This is a genomic window from Achromobacter sp. Bel, from assembly GCF_012928505.1.
Classification (GTDB): Bacteria; Pseudomonadota; Gammaproteobacteria; order Burkholderiales; family Burkholderiaceae_B; genus Achromobacter.
In genome coordinates this window covers 1-18,349 of the sequence record NZ_JABBJN010000080.1, presented here as the reverse complement: position 1 = coordinate 18,349, position 18,349 = coordinate 1, and the positions used below count along the sequence as shown (strand labels likewise).

The window sequence follows — 18,349 nt, the reverse complement described above, 5'->3', positions numbered from 1 at the left end:
GCGCCGGCGTGCCCGCTGCCGCCGTGCAAACGGTGGACCAGGCATTGGCGCATCCGCACACGCGGCACCGCGGCATGCTGCTGGAACAGGGCGACTACCAAGGCGTGGGTTCGCCGATCAAGCTGTCGCGCACGCCCGCCACCTTGCGCAAGCTGCCGCCCGCGCTGGCGCCCGCGGCATCGCAAGAATAGGCGGCGCGCACGAAACCAGCCCGGCCCATTTGGCCGGGCTTTTTTTCGTCTTCATGGGCCTGTCTCCAACACTTTGATTGGGCTTTCACAGCATTCCAACAACTAAGACATTTCGTTGCACCCTTGTTGCATCGCGAGGCCACCGGCCACCGTAGACTTTTCGGGTCGCCTCGCGTTGCCGGGCAGCGCCTCCCCCAAATTCAAAGAAAGAGGAGAAGGACCATGGCCACGAATGAAACGAAAGACCACGCCCCGCTCAAGCGGGTGATGGGCCCCAAACTATTATTGCTATTCATCGTCGGCGACATCCTGGGCACAGGCGTCTATGCGCTGACCGGCCAGGTGGCCGCCGAAGTCGGCGGCGCGGCCTGGCTGCCTTTCCTGGTGGCGTTCGCGGTGGCCCTGCTGACCGCGCTGTCCTATCTGGAACTCGTCACCAAGTATCCCAAGGCCGCCGGCGCGGCGCTCTATGTGCACAAGGCGTTCGGCGTGCACTTCCTGACCTTCATCGTCTGCTTCACCGTCATGTGCTCGGGCCTGACGTCTGCCGCCACGGCATCGCAGGCCTTCGCCGCCAACCTGTTCGCCGCCTTCGGCATCAAGGCGGACAAAGCCTGGATCACGGCCGGCGCGCTGGGTTTCATGATGCTGGTGATGCTGGTGAACCTGCGCGGGGCGGCCGAAAGCGTCAAGGCCAACGTGGTGCTGACCCTGATCGAACTGTCGGGCCTGTTGATGGTGATCCTGCTGGGCTTCTATGCCATCGCCGGCGGGCAAGCGGATTTTTCGCGCGTGATCGCGTTCGACACGCCCGAGGACAAAAGCGTATTCCTGGCGGTGACCTCCGCCACCGCGCTGGCCTTCTTCGCGATGGTCGGCTTCGAGGATTCGGTCAACATGGCCGAAGAGACACACGAACCCAGCCGCATCTTCCCCAAGGTGATGCTGACCGGCCTGGGCATCACCGCCGTGATCTATGTTCTGGTGTCCATCTGCGCGGTGGCGCTGGTGCCGGTGGGCGAACTGGCCAAAAGCTCGACGCCGCTGGTGCTGGTGGTCAAGCGCGCCGCGCCCGGCCTGCCGGTGGAATACATCATGCCCGTCATCTCGATGTTCGCCGTGGCGAACTCCGCGTTGATCAACATGATGATGGCCAGCCGCCTGCTCTATGGCATGTCGCGCCAGGGCGTGCTGCCGGCCTTCCTGGCGCAGGTGCACCGCAAGAACCAGACGCCGTGGACGGCCATCCTGTTCACCACCGTGTTGGCGCTGGGGCTGATTATCCTGGTGGCGTTGGCCGATTCCGAAGCCATCCGCGCGCTGGGGGGCACTACCGCGTTGCTGCTGCTGGGCGTGTTTGCGTTCGTCAATGTGGCGGTGCTGGTCCTGCGCCGCGACAAGGTCAAGCATGAACACTTCCGCATCAACCGCATCATTCCCTGGCTGGGCGCGGCGGCCTGCCTGTTCCTGGTCACGCCGCTGACCGGGCGCGACGTCATCCAGTATCAGGTGGCGGGCTGGTTGCTGCTGCTGGGCGTCGTGATGTGGGGCGTGACCTATCTGGCGCACCGCAAGGAAGCGCGCATGGAACTCGATCCGTCCACGCTGGAGTAGGTCGCCGCCACAAGCAGGACAGACGCCGGGGTCAGCCCCCGGCGGCCAGCCCTTCCCGACGCGGATCCACGCCGCCTTGCAGACCGTTGCCGTCGATGACGATGCCGTGGATGCCGCTGGGGAACTCGGTGATGCGTACCGGGTGCCCCATGCGTTCAAGCGCGGGCGCCAGCGCTTCCAGCGTGGTGCCCTTTTCCAGCTCGGTTTCCTTGTTGCGGCTGCCCATGTTCGGCAGGGAAATCGCGGACTGGATATCCAGCCCCCAATCCAGCACCCCCACGATCGTCTTGGCGACGTAATTGATGATGGCGCTGCCGCCGGGCGAGCCCACCAGCATGACGGGCTTGCCGTCGCGCAGGACGATGATCGGCGCCATGGCGCTGCGCGGGCGCTTGCCCGGTTCGATGCGATTGGCGATCAGGCGCCCCTCCGGGTCCTGGAACGAAGATGAAAAATCCGTCATCTCGTTGTTCAGCAAGAAGCCGCGCACGAAAATCTTGCTGCCGAACTCGCTTTCGATCGTGGTCGTCATGGACAGCGCATTGCCTTGCGCGTCCACCGCCACCAGATGGCTGGTGGACGGCAATTCCAGCGCGTTGTCTCGGCCGAGCGTCAGCAGCTTTCCTTCCGGGTCGCCGGGCAGCGCCACCTTCATGCTGCGGTCGGGCTGGATCAATGCGCCGCGCGCGCGCAGATAGGCCGGGTCCAGCATGGCGCGCACGGGCACAGGGACGAAATCCGGATCCGCCACATAGAAGTCGCGGTCCGCGAATGCCAGCCGCCCGGCTTCGGAAAAATAATGCACGGCCTCGATCGAGCCCGGCGCAAAGCTGGCCATCGGAAATTGTTCCAGCTCGCCCAGCATCTGCAGCACGGCGATGGGGCCGCTGCTGGGCGGCGCCATGCCGCACAGTCGGTAGCCGCGATAGGTGCCGCATACGGGATCGCGCGTCTTGGCGCGGTAGTCGGCCAGGTCCGCCAGGCTGAGGTCACCGGGCGTGGCATGCCCGTGCACCGCGGCCACGATGTCGCGGGCGATGTCGCCCTGGTAGAACGCATCGGCGCCCTGCTGAGCCACCGCACGCAAGGTGGCGGCGAACTCGGGATTCTTCAGCACATGCCCCACCGGCCACGGCGCGCCGTCCGGCGCGTAGAAATACGCCGCGGCAGCCGCCTGCTTGGGCAAAGCCTTGTTGCCGGCCAAGAGCGCAGAGAGGCGAGGCGACACGGCAAAGCCTTGCTCGGCCAGCCGGATCGCGGGTTGGAACAGGTCGGCCCAAGGCAGCACGCCCGCTTCCTTGTGCGCCAGTTCCAGGCCCCGCAGCAACCCCGGCACACCGACGGACATGCCGTTGTTGACGGCTTGCGCGAAGGGCAGCGGCTTGCCTTGGGCGTCCAGGAAGCGGTCCGGGCGTGCGGCCGCAGGCGCCGTCTCGCGGCTGTCGAACGTCTGGATGCGGCCCGCCTTGGCTGAATACAGCACCATGAACGCGCCGCCGCCGATGCCGGAGGACTGCGGCTCGACCAGGTTCAGCACCAGTTGGGTGGCGATGGCGGCGTCCACCACGCTGCCGCCCCGGCGCAGCATCTCTTCACCCGCCCGAGTCGCCAGCGGGTTGGCCGAGACCATCATGTAATGCGGTGCGCGCACCAGTTCGCGTGCCTGCGTGCCGCTGGCGGCTTCGGGATTGCGGTCTTCGGCCGCCTGCGGCGTGCGCGCCCAGACGGCGGGCGTGGCCGCCATGGCAGCGGCAAGCAGGAAGGCGGCAGCGTGGCGGCAGGCGCGCATGATCAGGCTCCGGAATAGCGCCGGCAAGCCGGCAGGCGTCCATCATAGTCAAGCCATCCGCCGCTGTCGCGCCGCAGCGGACTGTCCGCCGGAATGGCTGCCCCACGGCTTCCGACATAGAATCGCGGTTCCGGTCCCCTATCCCCCATCGTGCCATGCGCCTGCGCCACATCGAGATTTTCGAAGCGATCCGCCGTACCGGATCCCTGACCGAGGCCGCCGCCACGCTGCATATCTCGCAACCCGCCGCCAGCAAGCTGCTGGCGCACGCCGAGGCCCAACTGGGCTTCAAGCTGTTCGAACGCGTGAAGGGCCGCCTGGTCGCCACGCACGAGGCCGACATACTGACGCCCGAAGTCGCGCGCCTCTCTCAAGACTTGAACAGCGTGCGCCGGCTGGCCGCGAACCTGCGCGACCGCCCCAACGGCCACTTGCGGCTGGGGTGCGCGCCTGCGCTGGGCCTGGGATTGTTGCCGGGCGTGGTGCGCGACAGCCGCGATGCGCAGCCCGGCATCACCTTCGATATCCACACGCATCACAGCGCCGAACTCGTCCAGGGCCTGCTGACGCGCGAACTGGATCTTGCCGTCACTTTCGACACCAACGACTATCCCGGCCTGACCCGCATGGGCTTGGGCCATACCGAACTGGTGCACCTGAGCCGCACGGCCGGCTCGGGCCCGATACGGCTACCGGAGCTGACGACACCGTCGGGCGGCACGCTGATCGTGCTGGACGCCAGCGACGCCTCGGGCGCGTTGCTGCAGATGGCGCTGGACGCGCAGGGCCTGGACCCGCAAGTCGCCATCCAGGTGCAGACGCATTACGTGGCCTGCGCCCTGGTCGACGCGGGCTGCGGCGACGCCATCGTCGACGCCATCACGGCGCAGGCGATGCTGCGGCCCGGCATGCATCTGCGCCGCCTGGAACCGGCGCTGCGCGTGCCGATCAGCATCATGCTGCGCAACCAGGACCCCTTGTCGTCCCTGCACCGCGACCTGATCGAACGCCTGCGCGCAGCCTGCACCGAACGCATCGCCACGCTGGACGCGCCCGCCTGAAACGCTAAGCCCTTCACCAAAAAAAACGGGCGCCCGAATGAACAGGCGCCCGTTTTGCCGTGCAAGCCGGGGCAGGCCAAGGGCCGCCCCCGCGCAACATCAGTCCAGCTTGATGTTCTGCTTCTTCACGACGTCTTGAGCCCAGTCGAACTGCTCTTTGATTTCTTTCGCGAACTCTTCCGGCGTGTTGCCCGACGGCGCCGAGCCTTGGTCGTCCAGCGCCTTGATGACCTTCGGGTCCTTCAGGGCCACGACGGCGGCGTCACGCAGCTTGTTCACGACCTCCATCGGCGTGCCCTTGGGGGCCAGCAGACCGTACCAGACCGGCTGGTTCAACACCGGGAAACCGGCTTGCTTGAACGTCGGCACGCCCTTCACGGCGGCGATTTCGTCGGGCCATGCAATGGCCATGGCGCGCAGCTTGCCCGCCTGGATCTGCGGCATCGACGACGGCAGGTTGTCGAACAGGATTTCGATCTGGCCGCCAACGGCGTCCGCCACGGCCGGGCCCGAACCCTTGTACGGCACGTGCACGATATCGGTGCCCGTGGCCATCTTGAACGACTCGCCCATCAAGTGCAGCACGCCGCAGGTGCCCGAGCTGCCGTAGGAGTACTTGCCCGGATTCTTCTTCAGTTCTTCGACAAAGCCCTTGAAGTCCTTGGCCGGGAACTTCGGATTCACCGCGACCACGTTGGCCGTGTTGGCGAAGTTGGTGACCGGCTGGAAGTCCTTGATCGGATCGTACGGCAGGTCCTTCGGACGGCATGCGGGATTCACGGCCATCGTCGAGACGGTGGCGATGGACAGCGTGTAGCCGTCGGCATCGGCGCGCGCAGCTTCCGACGCGCCGATGGCGCCACCTGCGCCGCCCTTGTTTTCCACAACCATCGGCTGGCCAAGTTCCTGGCTCATGCGCTGGGTCACCAGGCGCGCGATGATGTCGGTCGAGCCGCCAGGCGCGAACGGGACGATCACGCGGATGGGCTTGCTGGGGTACTTGTCGGCGGCGTGCGCGACGGAGACGCCAAGCGTGCCGGCGGCGCCGGTTGCCACAGCGATAGCCACGGCCAGGGAGCGAACTTTATTCATAGGTGTGTTTCCTCCAAGATTTGCGAGCCCGTATGTAAACGGACCGTTGTGTGATGTGCCCGCCTGTAGGCGGACCAGCAGTTAACGGTGGGGGCGCATTGCTCGTGTGCTGCGTGTTTCGCGCTGCTTTTATGGATTGCTTGTGGCACACGCGCCCGCCAGAATGACGGAGAATAGCAGCAAATGCTTACACCCGCATAGCGCGCCGATCCCCGGCCAACGCCCTGAAATAACGCCTTTATCCATGTCGGTCGCCCTTCTGGTTTTCCCTGATTTTCTGCTGGTCGCGCTGGGTTGGGCGCTACGTCACAAACTGGGGTTTTCACGCGAGTTCTTCGCGGGCACCGAACGCCTCGTCTACTTCGTCCTGTTCCCCGCCCTGCTGTTCCAATCCATCCTGCGCACGCCCATCACGGCGGGCAACGCGGCCCTGCTGCTGCAGGCCACCGCGGCCGTCGTGGCCTGCGGCGTGGCGCTGGCCTGGCTGGCGGGCCTGGTGCTGCGGCCCTCGTCGCTGGGGCTGGCCTCGTCCGCGCAGTGCGGCTATCGGTTCAACACGTACATCGGCCTGGCGCTGTCGGCCAGCCTGGCCGGCGCGCAGGGCCAGACGGTAATGGCGCTGATCATCGGCTTTGCCGTGCCCATGGCCAACGTCGCGGCGGTCTACGGGTTGGCGCGCCACAGCGGCGGCAACCTGCTGCGCGAGCTGGCGCGCAATCCGCTGGTCGTGTCCACCCTGCTGGGCCTGGCCTGCAACCTGGCGGGACTGCACCTGCCCGGGCCCTTGGATACGGTGCTAGCGCGGTTGGGCGCGGCGGCCATCGCGCTGGGCATCCTTTGCGTGGGCGCCAGCCTGGCCTGGGAAGGCGGCAAGGGCTATGGCCCGTTGATCGCGTGGATGCTGGGCGTCAAACTCGTGGCGCTGCCCGCCGTGGCGCTGCTGGTCGCGCACCTGCTGAGCCTGCCGCCGCTGGAGGCGCGGATGCTGCTGCTGTTCGCCGCCCTGCCCACCGCGTCCGCCGCCTACGTGCTGGCGATGCGCATGGGCGGCGACGGCCGCATGGTGGCGGTGCTGATCTCGCTGGGCACGCTGTTCTCGGCCGCAACGATTCCCATGTGGTTGCTGTTTTCCGGACACGCCTGACCCGGCGACACGCGTGCCGAGCGGGCGCCCCGCGCCTGCGGCTCGGCAAAAAAATGGCCGCCCATGGGGCGGCCATTGCCATTGCGGCGGGTCGTTTACGACGGTTTGTGCGCGTTGGTCATGGAGCCCGGCACCACCCATTCGGCGAACTGCGCCTCGGTCACATAGCCCAGCGCCAAGGCCGATTCCTTCAGCGACAGCCCTTCCTTGTGCGCCTTCTTCGCGATCTGCGCGGCCTTGTCATAGCCGATGTGCGGATTCAGCGCCGTCACCAGCATCAGCGAACGGTCGACCAGTTCCGCGATGCGTTCGTGGTTGGGTTCGATGCCGGCGGCGCAGTGCTCGTTGAAGCTGGCCATGCCGTCCGTGAGCAGGCGCACGGATTGCAGGAAGTTGTGGATCACCAGCGGCTTGAACACGTTCAGTTCGAAGTTGCCGCTGGCCCCGCCGATGTTGATGGCCACGTCGTTGCCCAGCACCTGCGCGGCCAGCATCGTGATCGCTTCACACTGCGTCGGGTTGACCTTGCCCGGCATGATCGAGCTGCCCGGTTCGTTTTCGGGGATGCTGATCTCGCCCAGGCCCGAACGCGGGCCGCTGGACAGCCAGCGCACGTCGTTGGCGATCTTCATCAGGCCGGCGGCCAGCGCCTTCAGTGCGCCGTGCGCGAACAACAGCGCTTCGTGGGAGGCCAGCGCCTGGAACTTGTTGGGGGCCGACACGAAAGCCGTGCCGGTGGCATGCGCCAGGTCCGCGGACACCTTGACGCTGAACTGCGGGTGCGCGTTCAGGCCGGTGCCCACCGCGGTGCCGCCGATGGCCAATTGGTGCAGGCCGGCAAGCGTGGCGCGGATCTGCTGCTCGGCCAAGTCCAGTTGCGCGACATAGCCCGAGAGTTCCTGGCCCAGCGTCAGCGGCGTCGCATCCTGCAAGTGGGTGCGGCCGATCTTCACGATGTCGTAGAACTCGGCGCTCTTGGCCGCGAAGGTCGCGCGCAGCGCCTTCAGCGACGGCAGCAGGTGGTGCTCGACCTCGACGGCAGCGGCCACGTGCATGGCGGTCGGGAAGGTGTCGTTGGACGATTGGCCGCGGTTGACGTGGTCGTTCGGGTGTACCTTGCGCTCTTCGCCGCGCACCCCGCCCAGCAGTTCCGAGGCGCGGTTCGCCAGCACCTCGTTCATGTTCATGTTGCTTTGCGTGCCCGACCCGGTCTGCCAGACGGACAGCGGGAATTCGTTGGGCCATTTGCCGGCGATGACTTCGTCGGCGGCGCGGATGATGCCGTCGGCGATCTTCGGATCCAGCTCACCCAGTTCGGCGTTGACCTTGGCCGCCGCGCGCTTTAGGCGCGCCATCGCGTTGACCAGGGGAACAGGCATCTTCTCGGTGGAAATCGCGAAAAAATGCAGCGAACGTTGCGTTTGGGCGCCCCAGAGGTGATCCTCGGGGACTTCAATGGGCCCAAACGTGTCTTTTTCGATGCGGGTCTTCATGGCGCGTACAACTCCGTGGCGGCGTCAGTCGCGGCCAGCGGCACCCGCCAGGCGCGACATATTGAGAATAGCAATCAATTAATAGGTTAGCAGAAACCCGCATTCCTATAATTGCTGAAATCCGTGTTCCCTCCACCGTTTTTTACCACTCGCCCAGCGCCATGTCCGCCCCTCTTTGCAGCCTGACCTTGCACCTGCCCGACGAAGCCGCCACGGAATCGCTGGCGCGGCAGCTCGCCCCCCTGGTTTCCGGCGGCAAAACCGGCCCGGCAGGCGCTTGTATCCACCTTCAAGGGGACCTCGGGGCAGGAAAAACGGCCTTCACCCGGGCATTGTTGCGGGAATGCGGCATCACAGGCCGAATCAAAAGTCCTAGCTACGCGCTGCTTGAATCCTATAAAGTTTCTAACTTATACTTCTATCATCTTGATTTTTATAGATTTAGTGATTCGCGCGAATGGTTGGACGCAGGATTCCGGGATTTACTGCGTGACGATGCGGTCGTTTTGATCGAATGGCCGGAGCGGGCCGAGGGTCTTTTACCCCCGCCCGACCTGCTGATTTCCCTTGCCTATGCCGGCGAGGGACGTGACGCCACCCTGACCGCGAACACCGCTCGAGGACAAACATGGTTGAACGCGATTGTCCCCCCGCCCAAGACGGCGCCCTTCCCTCGGCAGGCGCCACCCGGCGCCGCCTGATCAGCGTCGCGGCCACGCTGCTCGTCCTGCCGGTCTTGCCGCGCCTGGCGCAGGCCGCGACGATTCTGGCCGTGCGTACCTGGCCGGCCGACGAATACACCCGGGTCACGCTCGAGCTCGACAGCGAGCTCAAGGCCGAACAGTTCACGCTTGAAAATCCCCACCGCCTGGTGGTGGATATCGAGGGACTGACCCTCAGCGCGGCGCTCAATGACCTGGTTTCCAAGGTCCGGCCCGACGACCCCTATATCCAAAGCCTGCGCGTGGCGCAGAACCGCCCGAACGTCGTGCGGCTGGTGTTCGACCTGAAGCAGCCCGTGGCGCCCCAGGTGTTCACGCTCAAGCCCGTGGCCGATTACCAGTACCGGCTGGTGCTGGACCTGTACCCGAAGGTCGCCCAGGACCCGCTGGTGGCAATCCTGAACAAAAGCGGCGCCGACGCGGACGATCCGCTGGCGCGCATCCTGGAAGACATCCAGCGCAATCCGGCGACCCGCGCCGATCCGCCCGAACCGCCGCGCGTGAAGGGCCAGCAACCGGCCCCTCCCCTGCCCACGGCGCCCAAGCCCCCTCCCGCGACCGCCGGCCGCGGCAAGCCGCGCATGGTGACCATCGCCCTGGACCCTGGCCACGGCGGCGAAGACCCCGGCGCCATCGGCAGCAGCGGCCTGCGCGAGAAAGACGTGGTTCTGCGCATTGCCCGGCGCCTGAAGGCGCTGATCGACAGCCAGCCCTACATGCGCGCCTACCTGACGCGCGACGACGACTACTTCGTGCCGCTGCACGTGCGCGTGCAGAAGGCCCGCCGCGTTCACGCCGACCTGTTCATCTCGATCCACGCTGACGCCTGGGTCAAGCCGTCAGCCAACGGCTCGTCGGTGTTCGCGCTGTCGCAGCGCGGCGCCACCAGCGCGCAGGCACGCTGGATGGCCGACAAGGAAAACGCGGCCGACCTGATCGGCGGCGTCAACCTGGGCAGCCACGACCGCCAGGTGGCCAAGGTGCTGCTGGACTTGTCCACCACCGCGCAGATCAACGATTCGCTGAAAGTCGGCAACGCCTTCCTGGACGAAATCAAGAAGATCAACCGCCTGCACAAGAACAGCGTCGAACAGGCCGGGTTCGCGGTGCTGAAGGCCCCGGACATCCCGTCCGTGCTGGTGGAAACCGCCTTCATCAGCAATCCTCAGGAAGAGGCCCTGCTGCGCAGCAACGCGCACCAGGACAAGCTGGCGCAAGCCATGATGACCGGCATCCAGCGCTACTTCACCGCCAACCCGCCGTTGGCGCGGCTGGGCGACGTCAGCTGATTGCGCTGGCGAAAAAGAAGGGGCGATGCGTCTTGAACGCATCGCCCCTTTTCTTTTGAACACCGTCGCGCGGCCTTGCGCGCTACGCCCGTCCTATGACCGGCGCGATTTGATCAGCTTGAACACGCCCGCGCCGACCACCGGCACGATCGCCGCCGCCAGGCCCAGCAGCACGATGGTGTTCAGATGTTCGCGCACCAGCGGGATGTTGCCGAAGAAATAGCCCGCGGCAACCAGGCTGACGACCCACAGCAGCGCGCCCAGGACGTTGAACAGCTGGAAGCGCGACATCGACATGTCGGCCACGCCCGCGACGAAGGGCGCGAAGGTCCGCACGACAGGGATAAAGCGCGACATGACGATCGTCTTGCCGCCGTGCTTTTCATAGAACGCGTGCGTGCGCATCAGCGCGCCCCGGTCCAGAAAGCGCAGATTCATCGAGAACACGCGCGGCCCGATGTACCGGCCTATCATGTAGTTCAGCGTATTGCCGGAAATCGCCGCGACGATCAACAACACCGCCATCATGACGGGGTCGATATGCCCGGTGGCGCCGAACGCGCCGGCGATGAACAACAACGAATCGCCTGGCAGGAAGGGCAGGACCACCAGCCCCGTCTCCGCGAAGACGATCAGGAACAGCACCAGGTACACCCACACGCCGTATTGCGCGACCCAGACGCCCAGCGTCTTGTCGATGTGGAGCACCATATTGAAGAATTCAAGCATTCAGCAGCCCGGAAGTCATAAGAGGGTTAGACCCCAGCGACTATAGCCCACCGGGCCATGGCGCTAAAATCATCCACATAGCCCCACCAGACTTGAGCCTAATGACTGAACGCCGTTCCATCCTTGCGCTTCCCGACCTGCTCATCAGCCAGATCGCCGCCGGCGAAGTGATCGAGCGCCCCGCCTCCGTCCTCAAGGAAATCCTCGAGAACGCGATCGACGCGGGCGGCCGCGCCATCGAAGTCCGCCTGGAAGGCGGCGGCATTCGCCGGATCGCCGTCACGGACGACGGCGGCGGCATCCCCCCGGACGAATTGCCGCTGGCCCTGGCGCGCCACGCCACCAGCAAGATCCGGTCGCTGAACGAACTGGAATCGGTCGCGTCCATGGGGTTCCGCGGCGAAGCGCTGGCCTCGATCGCGTCGGTGGCCCAGGTCACCATCATTTCGCGCACCCGCGACGGCGAACATGCCTGGCAGATCGACGCCGGCAGCATGCAGGTCAGCCCCGCCTCGGGCCCTCCGGGCACCACCGTGGACGTGCGCCAGCTGTTTGACGCGGTGCCGGCCCGGCGCAAGTTCCTGCGCTCGGAAGCCACGGAATTCGGCCACTGCGTCGACGCGATGGAACGCATCGCGCTGGCGCACCCGCAGATCGCGTTCCGCCTGTTCCACCACGACCGCGCGCAACGCCAATGGCTACCCGCCGAACCGCCGCAACGCATCCGCGATGTGCTGGGCGCCGAATTCGCCGAGCACGGGCTGCTGCTCTCGCACTCGGTCGGCACGGTCAGCTTGGCCGGCATGATCACGCGTCCGACGGCCGCGCGCGCCCGCGCCGATCGCCAGTACCTGTACGTGAACGGCCGCTATGTGCGCGACCGCACCGTCAGCCATGCGTTGCGCGCGGCCTATGCCGACGTGCTGCATGGCGACCGCCAGCCGGCCTACGTGCTGTTCCTGGACATCGACCCCGCCGCCGTGGACGTGAACGTCCATCCGGCCAAACACGAAGTCCGGTTCCGCGACAGCGGCGCCGTGCACCGCTTCGTGTCGCACGCGGTCGGCCAGACCCTGGCGCAGACGGGCGGTTCGTCGGCGGTATCGCCCGCCGCGCAAAGCGAAGCGGACGACGGCGGTTTCGAGACCGTCGCACAAGGCGCCGCGCCCTCCCCCACGCCCTCCTCCCCATCCGTCGCCGCCCCGGCGCCTCACGACGCCCCCCTCGGCAACCCCGCGCCCGTGACGGACACGCCCCGGCCGGGCTATTCCGGCGGCAATCCGGGCGGCAGCGCCACCTATGGCCTGCGCCCGTCACCCGCCCCGCAACGCGCGCATACGCAAGTGCCGTTCCGTCTGCATGCCGAACCCGCCGGCATCCCCGCGGCCGACTGGCAATCGCTGTACCGCCCGCTGTCCGACGACACCGCCGCCAAGGTCACGCCCGTGCGCGAACCCAGCCCGGCGAACGGCCTGCCGGCCGGCGAAGAACATCCGCTGGGCATGGCGCTGGCGCAATTGCACGGCATCTACATCCTGGCGCAGAACCGCCGCGGCATGGTGCTGGTGGACATGCACGCCGCCCATGAGCGCGTCGTCTACGAACAGCTGAAGCAGGCGCTGGACGCCCGCAGCCTGCCGCGCCAGGACTTGCTGGTGCCCGTGGTGTTCCACGCCCAAGAGAAAGACGTCGCCATCGTCGAGGAATTCGAAGAGCAACTGGCCGACCTGGGCTTCGAAATGCGCCCGTCGGGTCCCACGTCGATCGCCGTGCGCTCCGTGCCGGCCATCCTGGCGCGCGGCGACATCGAGACCCTGGCCCGCGCCGTGCTGCGCGACCTGGGCGCCGTCGGGGTATCGCGCCTGCTGACCGAGCAACGCAACGAACTGCTGTCCACCATGGCCTGCCATGGCTCGGTCCGCGCCAACCGCAAGCTGACTATCGAAGAAATGAACGGCCTGCTGCGCCAGATGGAAACCACCGAACGGGCCGACCAGTGCAACCACGGGCGCCCGACCTGGGTGCAGTGGTCCGTGTCGGACCTGGACAAGCTCTTTCTGCGCGGACAATAGCTTGCCGTCGTCCCCCGCCCCCGATACGCCGCTGGTCATCTGCCTGGCCGGCCCCACCGCCGCCGGCAAAAGCGCCTCGACGCTGGCGCTGGCCGAGCGCTGGCCGATGGAGATCGTCAACGTCGATTCGGCCACGATCTACCGCGGCATGGACATCGGCACAGCCAAACCCTCGCGCGAAGAACAGGCCCGCGTGCCGCAGCACCTGCTGGACATCCTGGACCCCGCGCAGTCGTATTCGGCCGCCGAGTTCCGCGCCGACGCGCTGCGCCTGATCGACGAGATCCGGGCGCGCGGCCGCATTCCGCTGCTGGCCGGCGGCACGATGATGTACTACAAGGCGCTGCGCGACGGGCTGGACGACCTGCCGCAGGCCGACCCGGCCTTGCGCGCCGAACTGGAAGCCCGCGCAGCCGCGCAAGGCTGGCCCGCGCTGCATGCCGAACTTGCACGGCTGGACCCCGCCACGGCGGCGCGCCTGGCGCCCAACGACAGCCAGCGCATCCAGCGGGCGCTGGAGATCTGCCAACTGACCGGTCAGCCCATGTCCGCCCTGCTGCAGCGCGACCAGCGCACGCCGGACGACAACGCCAACCAGTACCTGACCATCAGTCTTGAGCCCTCCGACCGCAGTGCACTGCATGCGCGGATCGAGCAGCGCTTTGACGCCATGCTGGCCAACGGCTTGCTGGACGAAGTACGCGGGCTGCGCGCGCGGCCCGATCTGCATCCCGGCCTGCCGTCCGTGCGCTGCGTGGGCTATCGCCAGATGTGGGCGCACCTGGACGACGAGATCGACCTGGCCACCGCACGCGAACAAGGCATCGCCGCCACGCGCCAGTTGGCCAAGCGCCAGATCACCTGGCTGCGCGCCCAACCCGAACGCGTCATCGTCGACTGCCTGGCGGCCGATGCCGTGCCCCAGACGATCGACGCGGTGGCGATGGCCCTGGCGGGCAAACGCTAGACGTCTGCCATCCCCAAAAACGAGACCCAAAAACGACACCCAAAAGAAAGCCCGCCGATGGCGGGCATTCTTTTGACTGCGGGCGCTTACACCACGAAGGTCTGCGCCATGCCTTCCGTCTGCTCGACGATCTCGCCGATCTTGTTGACGGTTTCGCCCTGTTCACGCAGGGTCGCGGCAATGGCGTCGGCCTGGGCCGCGTCCACCACCAGCACCATGCCGATGCCGCAGTTGAAGACACGGTGCATCTCGGTGTCCTCGACGCCGCCCTGCTCTTGCAGCCACTGGAACAGCTTGGGCATTTCCCAGCCGTCGCGATGCAGCTTGGCCGACAGGCCGGGCTGCAGGATGCGCGGCACGTTGTCCAGCAGGCCGCCGCCGGTGATGTGGGCCAGGCCCTTGATGCTGGTGCCGTGCTTGGCCAATGCGGCCAGCACTTGCTTGACGTAGATGCGCGTGGGCGCCATCACGACGTCGACCAGCGGCTGGCCGTGGAAGTCGTCGGTGGGCTTGGCATTGGCGCGTTCAAGGATTTTGCGCACCAGCGAATAGCCGTTGGAATGCGCGCCGCTGGACGCCAGGCCCAGCACCACGTCGCCCGGCTTGATGGACTTGCCGTCGATGATCGCGGACTTTTCCACCGCGCCCACCGCAAAACCGGCCAGGTCGTATTCGCCGTCCGGGTACATGCCCGGCATTTCGGCGGTTTCGCCGCCAATCAGCGCGCAGCCCGACAATTCGCAGCCCTTGGCAATGCCGCCCACCACCGACGCCGCCGTGTCCACCGAAAGCTTGCCGCAGGCGAAGTAGTCCAGGAAGAACAGGGGCTCGGCGCCCTGGACCAGGATGTCGTTGACGCTCATGGCAACGAGGTCGATGCCCACGGTGTCGTGGCGGTTCCACTCGAACGCCAGGCGCAGCTTGGTGCCCACGCCGTCGGTGCCGGACACCAGGACAGGCTCGTTGTACTTCTTCGGCACTTCGAACAGGGCGCCAAAGCCGCCGATACCGGCCAGCACCCCGGGGCGCATGGTGCGCGCGGCGAGGGGTTTGATACGGTCGACCAGGGCGTCGCCCGCGTCGATGTCGACACCGGCATCGCGGTAGGTCAAGGGGGCTTTAGGTTGATTCGTCATGAGAAATGCCGTGGGGTATGTAACAATTGCTGGGAATTTGGTGGAACGCCCTGCATTTTACGATGTTGCGGGCCTGAGCAGGGTCCATGCCGGCCGGGCGCGGCGATTGCGGCGGGAGCCGCCCGGGCCGGCTAACAGGAAAAAATGGCGCAAACCCAAGCCAGGCAAAGCGCTTGGGCGCGACACTATCTACCCAGGTGGTTTAAAGTGTTGGGTTGGCCGGTATGGATTTTGCCAGTTTCTGGCGGGTTAATCTTGCGCCGGCCCGTTGTATCACCGTTTTTTGGCTTTTCCGGCAACACCGGCATGTCCTCGCGACGCTGCAAGCCTGACCGATAACTCTCATGAACCGCCAGCTGCTGCTCGACGTTCTTCCCGCGCCAGCGCCATCGCTGAACAACTATATCGCCGGCCCCAACGGGGAAGCGCTGGCAGCCGTGCGCGCGCTCAATCCGGGCCGTGCCCTGTATATCTGGGGTGCTGCCGGCTGCGGCCGCACCCATCTGCTGCGCGCGCTGACCGCGCGCCCGGACGCCGTCTTCGTCGATCCCGCCAATGGCGAGATGATGCTGCGCCGCCTGGCCGAAGCCGATTCCAAGTCGCCCATGCCCAAGTTCGTGGCGGTGGACGACGTGCACCGCATGGACGACAGCCGCCAGGCCGCCCTGTTTGCACTGTACAACCGCTGGCGCGAATCCGCGGCCACGGGCCGCGCGTTCGCGCTGGCCCTGGCCGGCGACCGCGCCCCGCTGTCGATGCCGCTGCGCGAAGACCTGCGCACCCGCCTGGGCTGGGACCTCGTGTTCCGCCTGGACCCGCTGTCGGACGCCGACAAGCTGGCCGCGCTGTCCGCCCAGGCGTCCGAGCGCGGCATGCACCTGGCGCCCGAAATCATCAACTGGATGTTGATCCACCACGAGCGCGACATCCGCAAACTGGCCGCGCTGATCGACGCGCTGGACCGCTATTCCCTGGCCACCGGCCGTCCCATCACCCTGCCCCTGCTGCGGGCCATGCTCGCAGACCCTGATTCGCAACGCACATGACCACCCGACGTCTCGCCCTGTTCGACCTGGATCACACCCTGCTGCCGCTGGATAGCGACTATCAATGGGCCGACTATCTGGCACGCACGGGCCGCGCGGGAGACCCCGACATCGCCCGCCGCCAGAATGACGACCTGATGGACCGCTACAACCGCGGCGAACTCACCGCCGAGCAGGCCGCCGAATTCATGCTTGGCCTGCTGGCGGCGCATTCTCCGTACGACCTGGCGGACTGGCATGAGGAATTCATGCGCGACGTCATCCGCCCGTCCATCACCGCCGACGCGCGCGGACTGGTGCAATCCCACCTGGACGCCGGCGACCTGTGCGCCATCGTCACGGCCACCAACAGCTTCGTCACCGCCCCCATCGCCCGCGCCTTCGGCGTGCCGCACCTGGTGGCCACCGATGCCGAATACCTGCGCGGCCGCTACACCGGCCGTATCCTGGGCACGCCCAGCTTCAAGGAAGGCAAAGTGGTGCGCGTGAACGATTGGCTGTCCAATATGGGCCTGGGGCTTGCGGATTTCTCTGAATCGTTTTTCTATAGCGATTCGGTCAATGATGTACCGCTGCTCGAAAAGGTGACCCGTCCGATCGCCGCCAACCCCAGCCCGACCCTGCGCAATATCGCCCAGGAACGCGGCTGGCAAGTGATCGACTTGTTCGACCACATGGAAGATTCGAAGTCCTAAATGATCACTGAAACCATAAAAAAATTCGTCGGCCGCTTGTTCGCGCCGGCACCCCGGGGGCCGTTGCGCATCGCGCGCGACAAGCACGGCATTGACCGCCGTAACGTTTCGCGCCACGCCATCAAGGTCTGCGAAGTCCTGCGCCAGCATGGCTATGAAGCCTATATCGTCGGCGGCGCCGTGCGCGACCTGATCGTGGGCCTGGAACCCAAGGACTTCGACGTGGCCACCAACGCCACGCCCGAACAGATCCGCCCGCTGTTCCGCCGCGCGCGCATCATCGGCCGCCGTTTCCAGCTGGTGCACGTGGTGTTCGGCCAGGAGATCATCGAAACCTCAACCTTCCGCGCTCCCGCGTCGGAAGACCAGGAGACCGATGAGCACGGCCGCATCCTGCGCGACAACGTGTTCGGCTCGCAGGAAGAAGACGCCAAGCGGCGCGACTTTACGATGAACGCGCTGTACTACGACCCGCACAATGAGGAAGTCATCGACTACCACAATGGCGTGGCCGACTTGAAGAAGCGCCAGGTCCGCATCATCGGCGACCCGGTCAAGCGCTACCGCGAAGACCCGGTGCGCATGCTGCGCGCGGTGCGTTTCGCGGCCAAGCTCAACGGCACGATCGACCCGGCCACGCGCCAGCCGATCAGCACCATGGCCGAGCTCATCGAAAACGTGCCGGCTTCGCGCCTGTTCGACGAAATGCTCAAACTGCTGACCTGCGGCCACGCGATGGACTGCCTGCGCCAACTGCGCGCCGACGGCCTGCACAACGGCCTCTTGCCGTTGCTGGACGTGGTGCTGGAACAGCCCGGTGGCGAACACTTCGTCGAACTGGCGCTGGAACGCACCGATGCCCGCGTGCGCGCCGGCAAGACCATCAGCCCCAGCTTCCTGTTTGCCGCCCTGCTGTGGCAGCAGGTCGACGTGCGCTGGAAGCAGCTGCGCGCACAAGGCGAACACACCATCCCCGCGTTGTCGCAAGCCGCCGATTCCGTGCTGGACGAGCAGACCGAGAAGCTGGCCATCCAGCGCCGCTTCTCGTCCGACATGCGCGAGATCTGGTTCATGCAGCCGCGTTTTGAACGCCGCATGGGCAAGACCATCTTCCGCATGATCGAACAGCCGCGCTTCCGCGCCGCGTGCGATTTCCTGCAACTGCGCGCCGCCGCCGGCGAGTTCGACAGCGTGCTGGCGCAATGGTGGATGGACCTGGCCAACGCCGACGACGTCACCCGCGCCGACATGATCGAAGAAGTCTCGCGCCTGCCGCGCGAAGCCGGCGACAGCGGTGGCGGCGGCGGCT

General features: G+C 66.4%; 16 protein-coding genes. 11 read left to right on the top strand and 5 right to left on the bottom strand.

The features are described 5' to 3' along the window. Both HG262_RS28890 and HG262_RS28885 read left to right on the top strand, forming a co-directional pair. Nucleotides 1-191, top strand: a 191-nt coding sequence (locus HG262_RS28890) for a CoA transferase (protein ID WP_211187820.1), incomplete at its 5' end; no start/stop codon positions are given. A 222-nt stretch (nucleotides 192-413) separates the two neighbouring features. Next, nucleotides 414-1,805, top strand: a complete 1,392-nt coding sequence (locus HG262_RS28885; RefSeq protein WP_169274271.1) for an APC family permease — start codon at nucleotides 414-416, stop codon at nucleotides 1,803-1,805. A 31-nt stretch (nucleotides 1,806-1,836) separates the two neighbouring features. Here HG262_RS28885 and ggt read toward each other — a convergent pair whose 3' ends face one another. Next, nucleotides 1,837-3,594, bottom strand: a complete 1,758-nt coding sequence (gene ggt, locus HG262_RS28880) for a gamma-glutamyltransferase (RefSeq protein WP_169274270.1) — start codon at nucleotides 3,592-3,594, stop codon at nucleotides 1,837-1,839. A gap of 155 nt (nucleotides 3,595-3,749) precedes the next feature. Between ggt and HG262_RS28875 the strand changes: the two genes are divergently transcribed. Further along, nucleotides 3,750-4,655 carry a LysR substrate-binding domain-containing protein gene (locus tag HG262_RS28875; protein ID WP_169274269.1) on the top strand — a complete coding sequence of 302 codons (906 nt, stop codon included), beginning with the start codon at nucleotides 3,750-3,752 and terminating at the stop codon, nucleotides 4,653-4,655. A gap of 99 nt (nucleotides 4,656-4,754) precedes the next feature. Here the strand turns inward: HG262_RS28875 and HG262_RS28870 are convergent, their stop codons facing one another. Further along, the gene (locus tag HG262_RS28870; RefSeq protein WP_169274268.1) at nucleotides 4,755-5,747 is read right to left on the bottom strand and encodes a tripartite tricarboxylate transporter substrate binding protein BugE; all 993 of its coding nucleotides are present in this window, start codon (nucleotides 5,745-5,747) and stop codon (nucleotides 4,755-4,757) included. Between the two features lie 244 nt (nucleotides 5,748-5,991). Here HG262_RS28870 and HG262_RS28865 point away from each other — a divergent pair, with 244 nt between their 5' ends. Next, nucleotides 5,992-6,891 carry an AEC family transporter gene (locus HG262_RS28865; protein WP_169274267.1) on the top strand — a complete coding sequence of 300 codons (900 nt, stop codon included), beginning with the start codon at nucleotides 5,992-5,994 and terminating at the stop codon, nucleotides 6,889-6,891. Between the two features lie 95 nt (nucleotides 6,892-6,986). Here the strand turns inward: HG262_RS28865 and fumC are convergent, their stop codons facing one another. After that, nucleotides 6,987-8,384 (bottom strand): class II fumarate hydratase, encoded by a 1,398-nt coding sequence (gene fumC / locus HG262_RS28860; RefSeq protein WP_169274266.1) that lies wholly within the window; start codon nucleotides 8,382-8,384, stop codon nucleotides 6,987-6,989. 161 nt (nucleotides 8,385-8,545) lie between these two features. On the opposite strand from fumC, the gene tsaE reads away from it, so the two are divergent. Both tsaE and HG262_RS28850 read left to right on the top strand, forming a co-directional pair. Then, a complete protein-coding gene (gene tsaE / locus HG262_RS28855) occupies nucleotides 8,546-9,085 on the top strand; it encodes a tRNA (adenosine(37)-N6)-threonylcarbamoyltransferase complex ATPase subunit type 1 TsaE (protein WP_006226373.1) in 540 nt (179 codons plus the stop codon). Then, entirely contained in the window at nucleotides 9,013-10,395 is a 1,383-nt protein-coding gene (locus HG262_RS28850; RefSeq protein WP_169274265.1) for an N-acetylmuramoyl-L-alanine amidase, read from the top strand. The genes tsaE and HG262_RS28850 overlap by 73 nt, the downstream gene beginning before the upstream one ends. A gap of 93 nt (nucleotides 10,396-10,488) precedes the next feature. Here HG262_RS28850 and HG262_RS28845 read toward each other — a convergent pair whose 3' ends face one another. Further along, entirely contained in the window at nucleotides 10,489-11,124 is a 636-nt protein-coding gene (locus tag HG262_RS28845; protein WP_211187819.1) for a VTT domain-containing protein, read from the bottom strand. Nucleotides 11,125-11,225: 101 nt separating this feature from the next. On the opposite strand from HG262_RS28845, the gene mutL reads away from it, so the two are divergent. Then, nucleotides 11,226-13,196 (top strand): DNA mismatch repair endonuclease MutL, encoded by a 1,971-nt coding sequence (mutL, locus tag HG262_RS28840; RefSeq protein ID WP_169274264.1) that lies wholly within the window; start codon nucleotides 11,226-11,228, stop codon nucleotides 13,194-13,196. A 1-nt stretch (nucleotide 13,197) separates the two neighbouring features. Beyond that, nucleotides 13,198-14,163, top strand: coding sequence for a tRNA (adenosine(37)-N6)-dimethylallyltransferase MiaA (gene miaA / locus HG262_RS28835; protein ID WP_169274263.1), 966 nt, complete (start codon nucleotides 13,198-13,200; stop codon nucleotides 14,161-14,163). An 86-nt stretch (nucleotides 14,164-14,249) separates the two neighbouring features. On the opposite strand, the gene purM is transcribed toward miaA, so the two are convergent. Continuing rightward, nucleotides 14,250-15,299, bottom strand: coding sequence for a phosphoribosylformylglycinamidine cyclo-ligase (purM, locus tag HG262_RS28830; protein WP_169274262.1), 1,050 nt, complete (start codon nucleotides 15,297-15,299; stop codon nucleotides 14,250-14,252). A gap of 344 nt (nucleotides 15,300-15,643) precedes the next feature. Here purM and hda point away from each other — a divergent pair, with 344 nt between their 5' ends. The 3 genes from hda to pcnB all read left to right on the top strand — a co-directional run. Then, nucleotides 15,644-16,345 (top strand): DnaA regulatory inactivator Hda, encoded by a 702-nt coding sequence (hda, locus tag HG262_RS28825; protein WP_169274261.1) that lies wholly within the window; start codon nucleotides 15,644-15,646, stop codon nucleotides 16,343-16,345. Continuing rightward, nucleotides 16,342-17,040: an HAD family hydrolase gene (locus HG262_RS28820; RefSeq protein ID WP_169274260.1), complete on the top strand. Its 699-nt coding sequence runs from the start codon at nucleotides 16,342-16,344 to the stop codon at nucleotides 17,038-17,040. Before hda ends, HG262_RS28820 begins: the two co-directional genes overlap by 4 nt. Beyond that, on the top strand, nucleotides 17,041-18,349 hold a 1,309-nt coding region (gene pcnB, locus HG262_RS28815; protein ID WP_169274259.1), incomplete at its 3' end, for a polynucleotide adenylyltransferase PcnB. It abuts the gene before it with no gap.

Excerpts from the sequence above, each read along its gene's own strand:
- HG262_RS28885 (WP_169274271.1), top strand. The coding sequence starts at position 414 with ATGGCCACGAATGAAACGAAAGACCACGCCCCGCTCAAGCGGGTGATG.
- ggt (WP_169274270.1), bottom strand. The coding sequence starts at position 3,594 with ATGCGCGCCTGCCGCCACGCTGCCGCCTTCCTGCTTGCCGCTGCCATG.
- HG262_RS28875 (WP_169274269.1), top strand. The coding sequence starts at position 3,750 with ATGCGCCTGCGCCACATCGAGATTTTCGAAGCGATCCGCCGTACCGGA.
- HG262_RS28870 (WP_169274268.1), bottom strand. The coding sequence starts at position 5,747 with ATGAATAAAGTTCGCTCCCTGGCCGTGGCTATCGCTGTGGCAACCGGC.
- HG262_RS28865 (WP_169274267.1), top strand. The coding sequence starts at position 5,992 with ATGTCGGTCGCCCTTCTGGTTTTCCCTGATTTTCTGCTGGTCGCGCTG.
- fumC (WP_169274266.1), bottom strand. The coding sequence starts at position 8,384 with ATGAAGACCCGCATCGAAAAAGACACGTTTGGGCCCATTGAAGTCCCC.
- tsaE (WP_006226373.1), top strand. The coding sequence starts at position 8,546 with ATGTCCGCCCCTCTTTGCAGCCTGACCTTGCACCTGCCCGACGAAGCC.
- HG262_RS28850 (WP_169274265.1), top strand. The coding sequence starts at position 9,013 with ATGGTTGAACGCGATTGTCCCCCCGCCCAAGACGGCGCCCTTCCCTCG.
- HG262_RS28845 (WP_211187819.1), bottom strand. The coding sequence starts at position 11,124 with ATGCTTGAATTCTTCAATATGGTGCTCCACATCGACAAGACGCTGGGC.
- mutL (WP_169274264.1), top strand. The coding sequence starts at position 11,226 with ATGACTGAACGCCGTTCCATCCTTGCGCTTCCCGACCTGCTCATCAGC.
- purM (WP_169274262.1), bottom strand. The coding sequence starts at position 15,299 with ATGACGAATCAACCTAAAGCCCCCTTGACCTACCGCGATGCCGGTGTC.
- hda (WP_169274261.1), top strand. The coding sequence starts at position 15,644 with ATGAACCGCCAGCTGCTGCTCGACGTTCTTCCCGCGCCAGCGCCATCG.
- HG262_RS28820 (WP_169274260.1), top strand. The coding sequence starts at position 16,342 with ATGACCACCCGACGTCTCGCCCTGTTCGACCTGGATCACACCCTGCTG.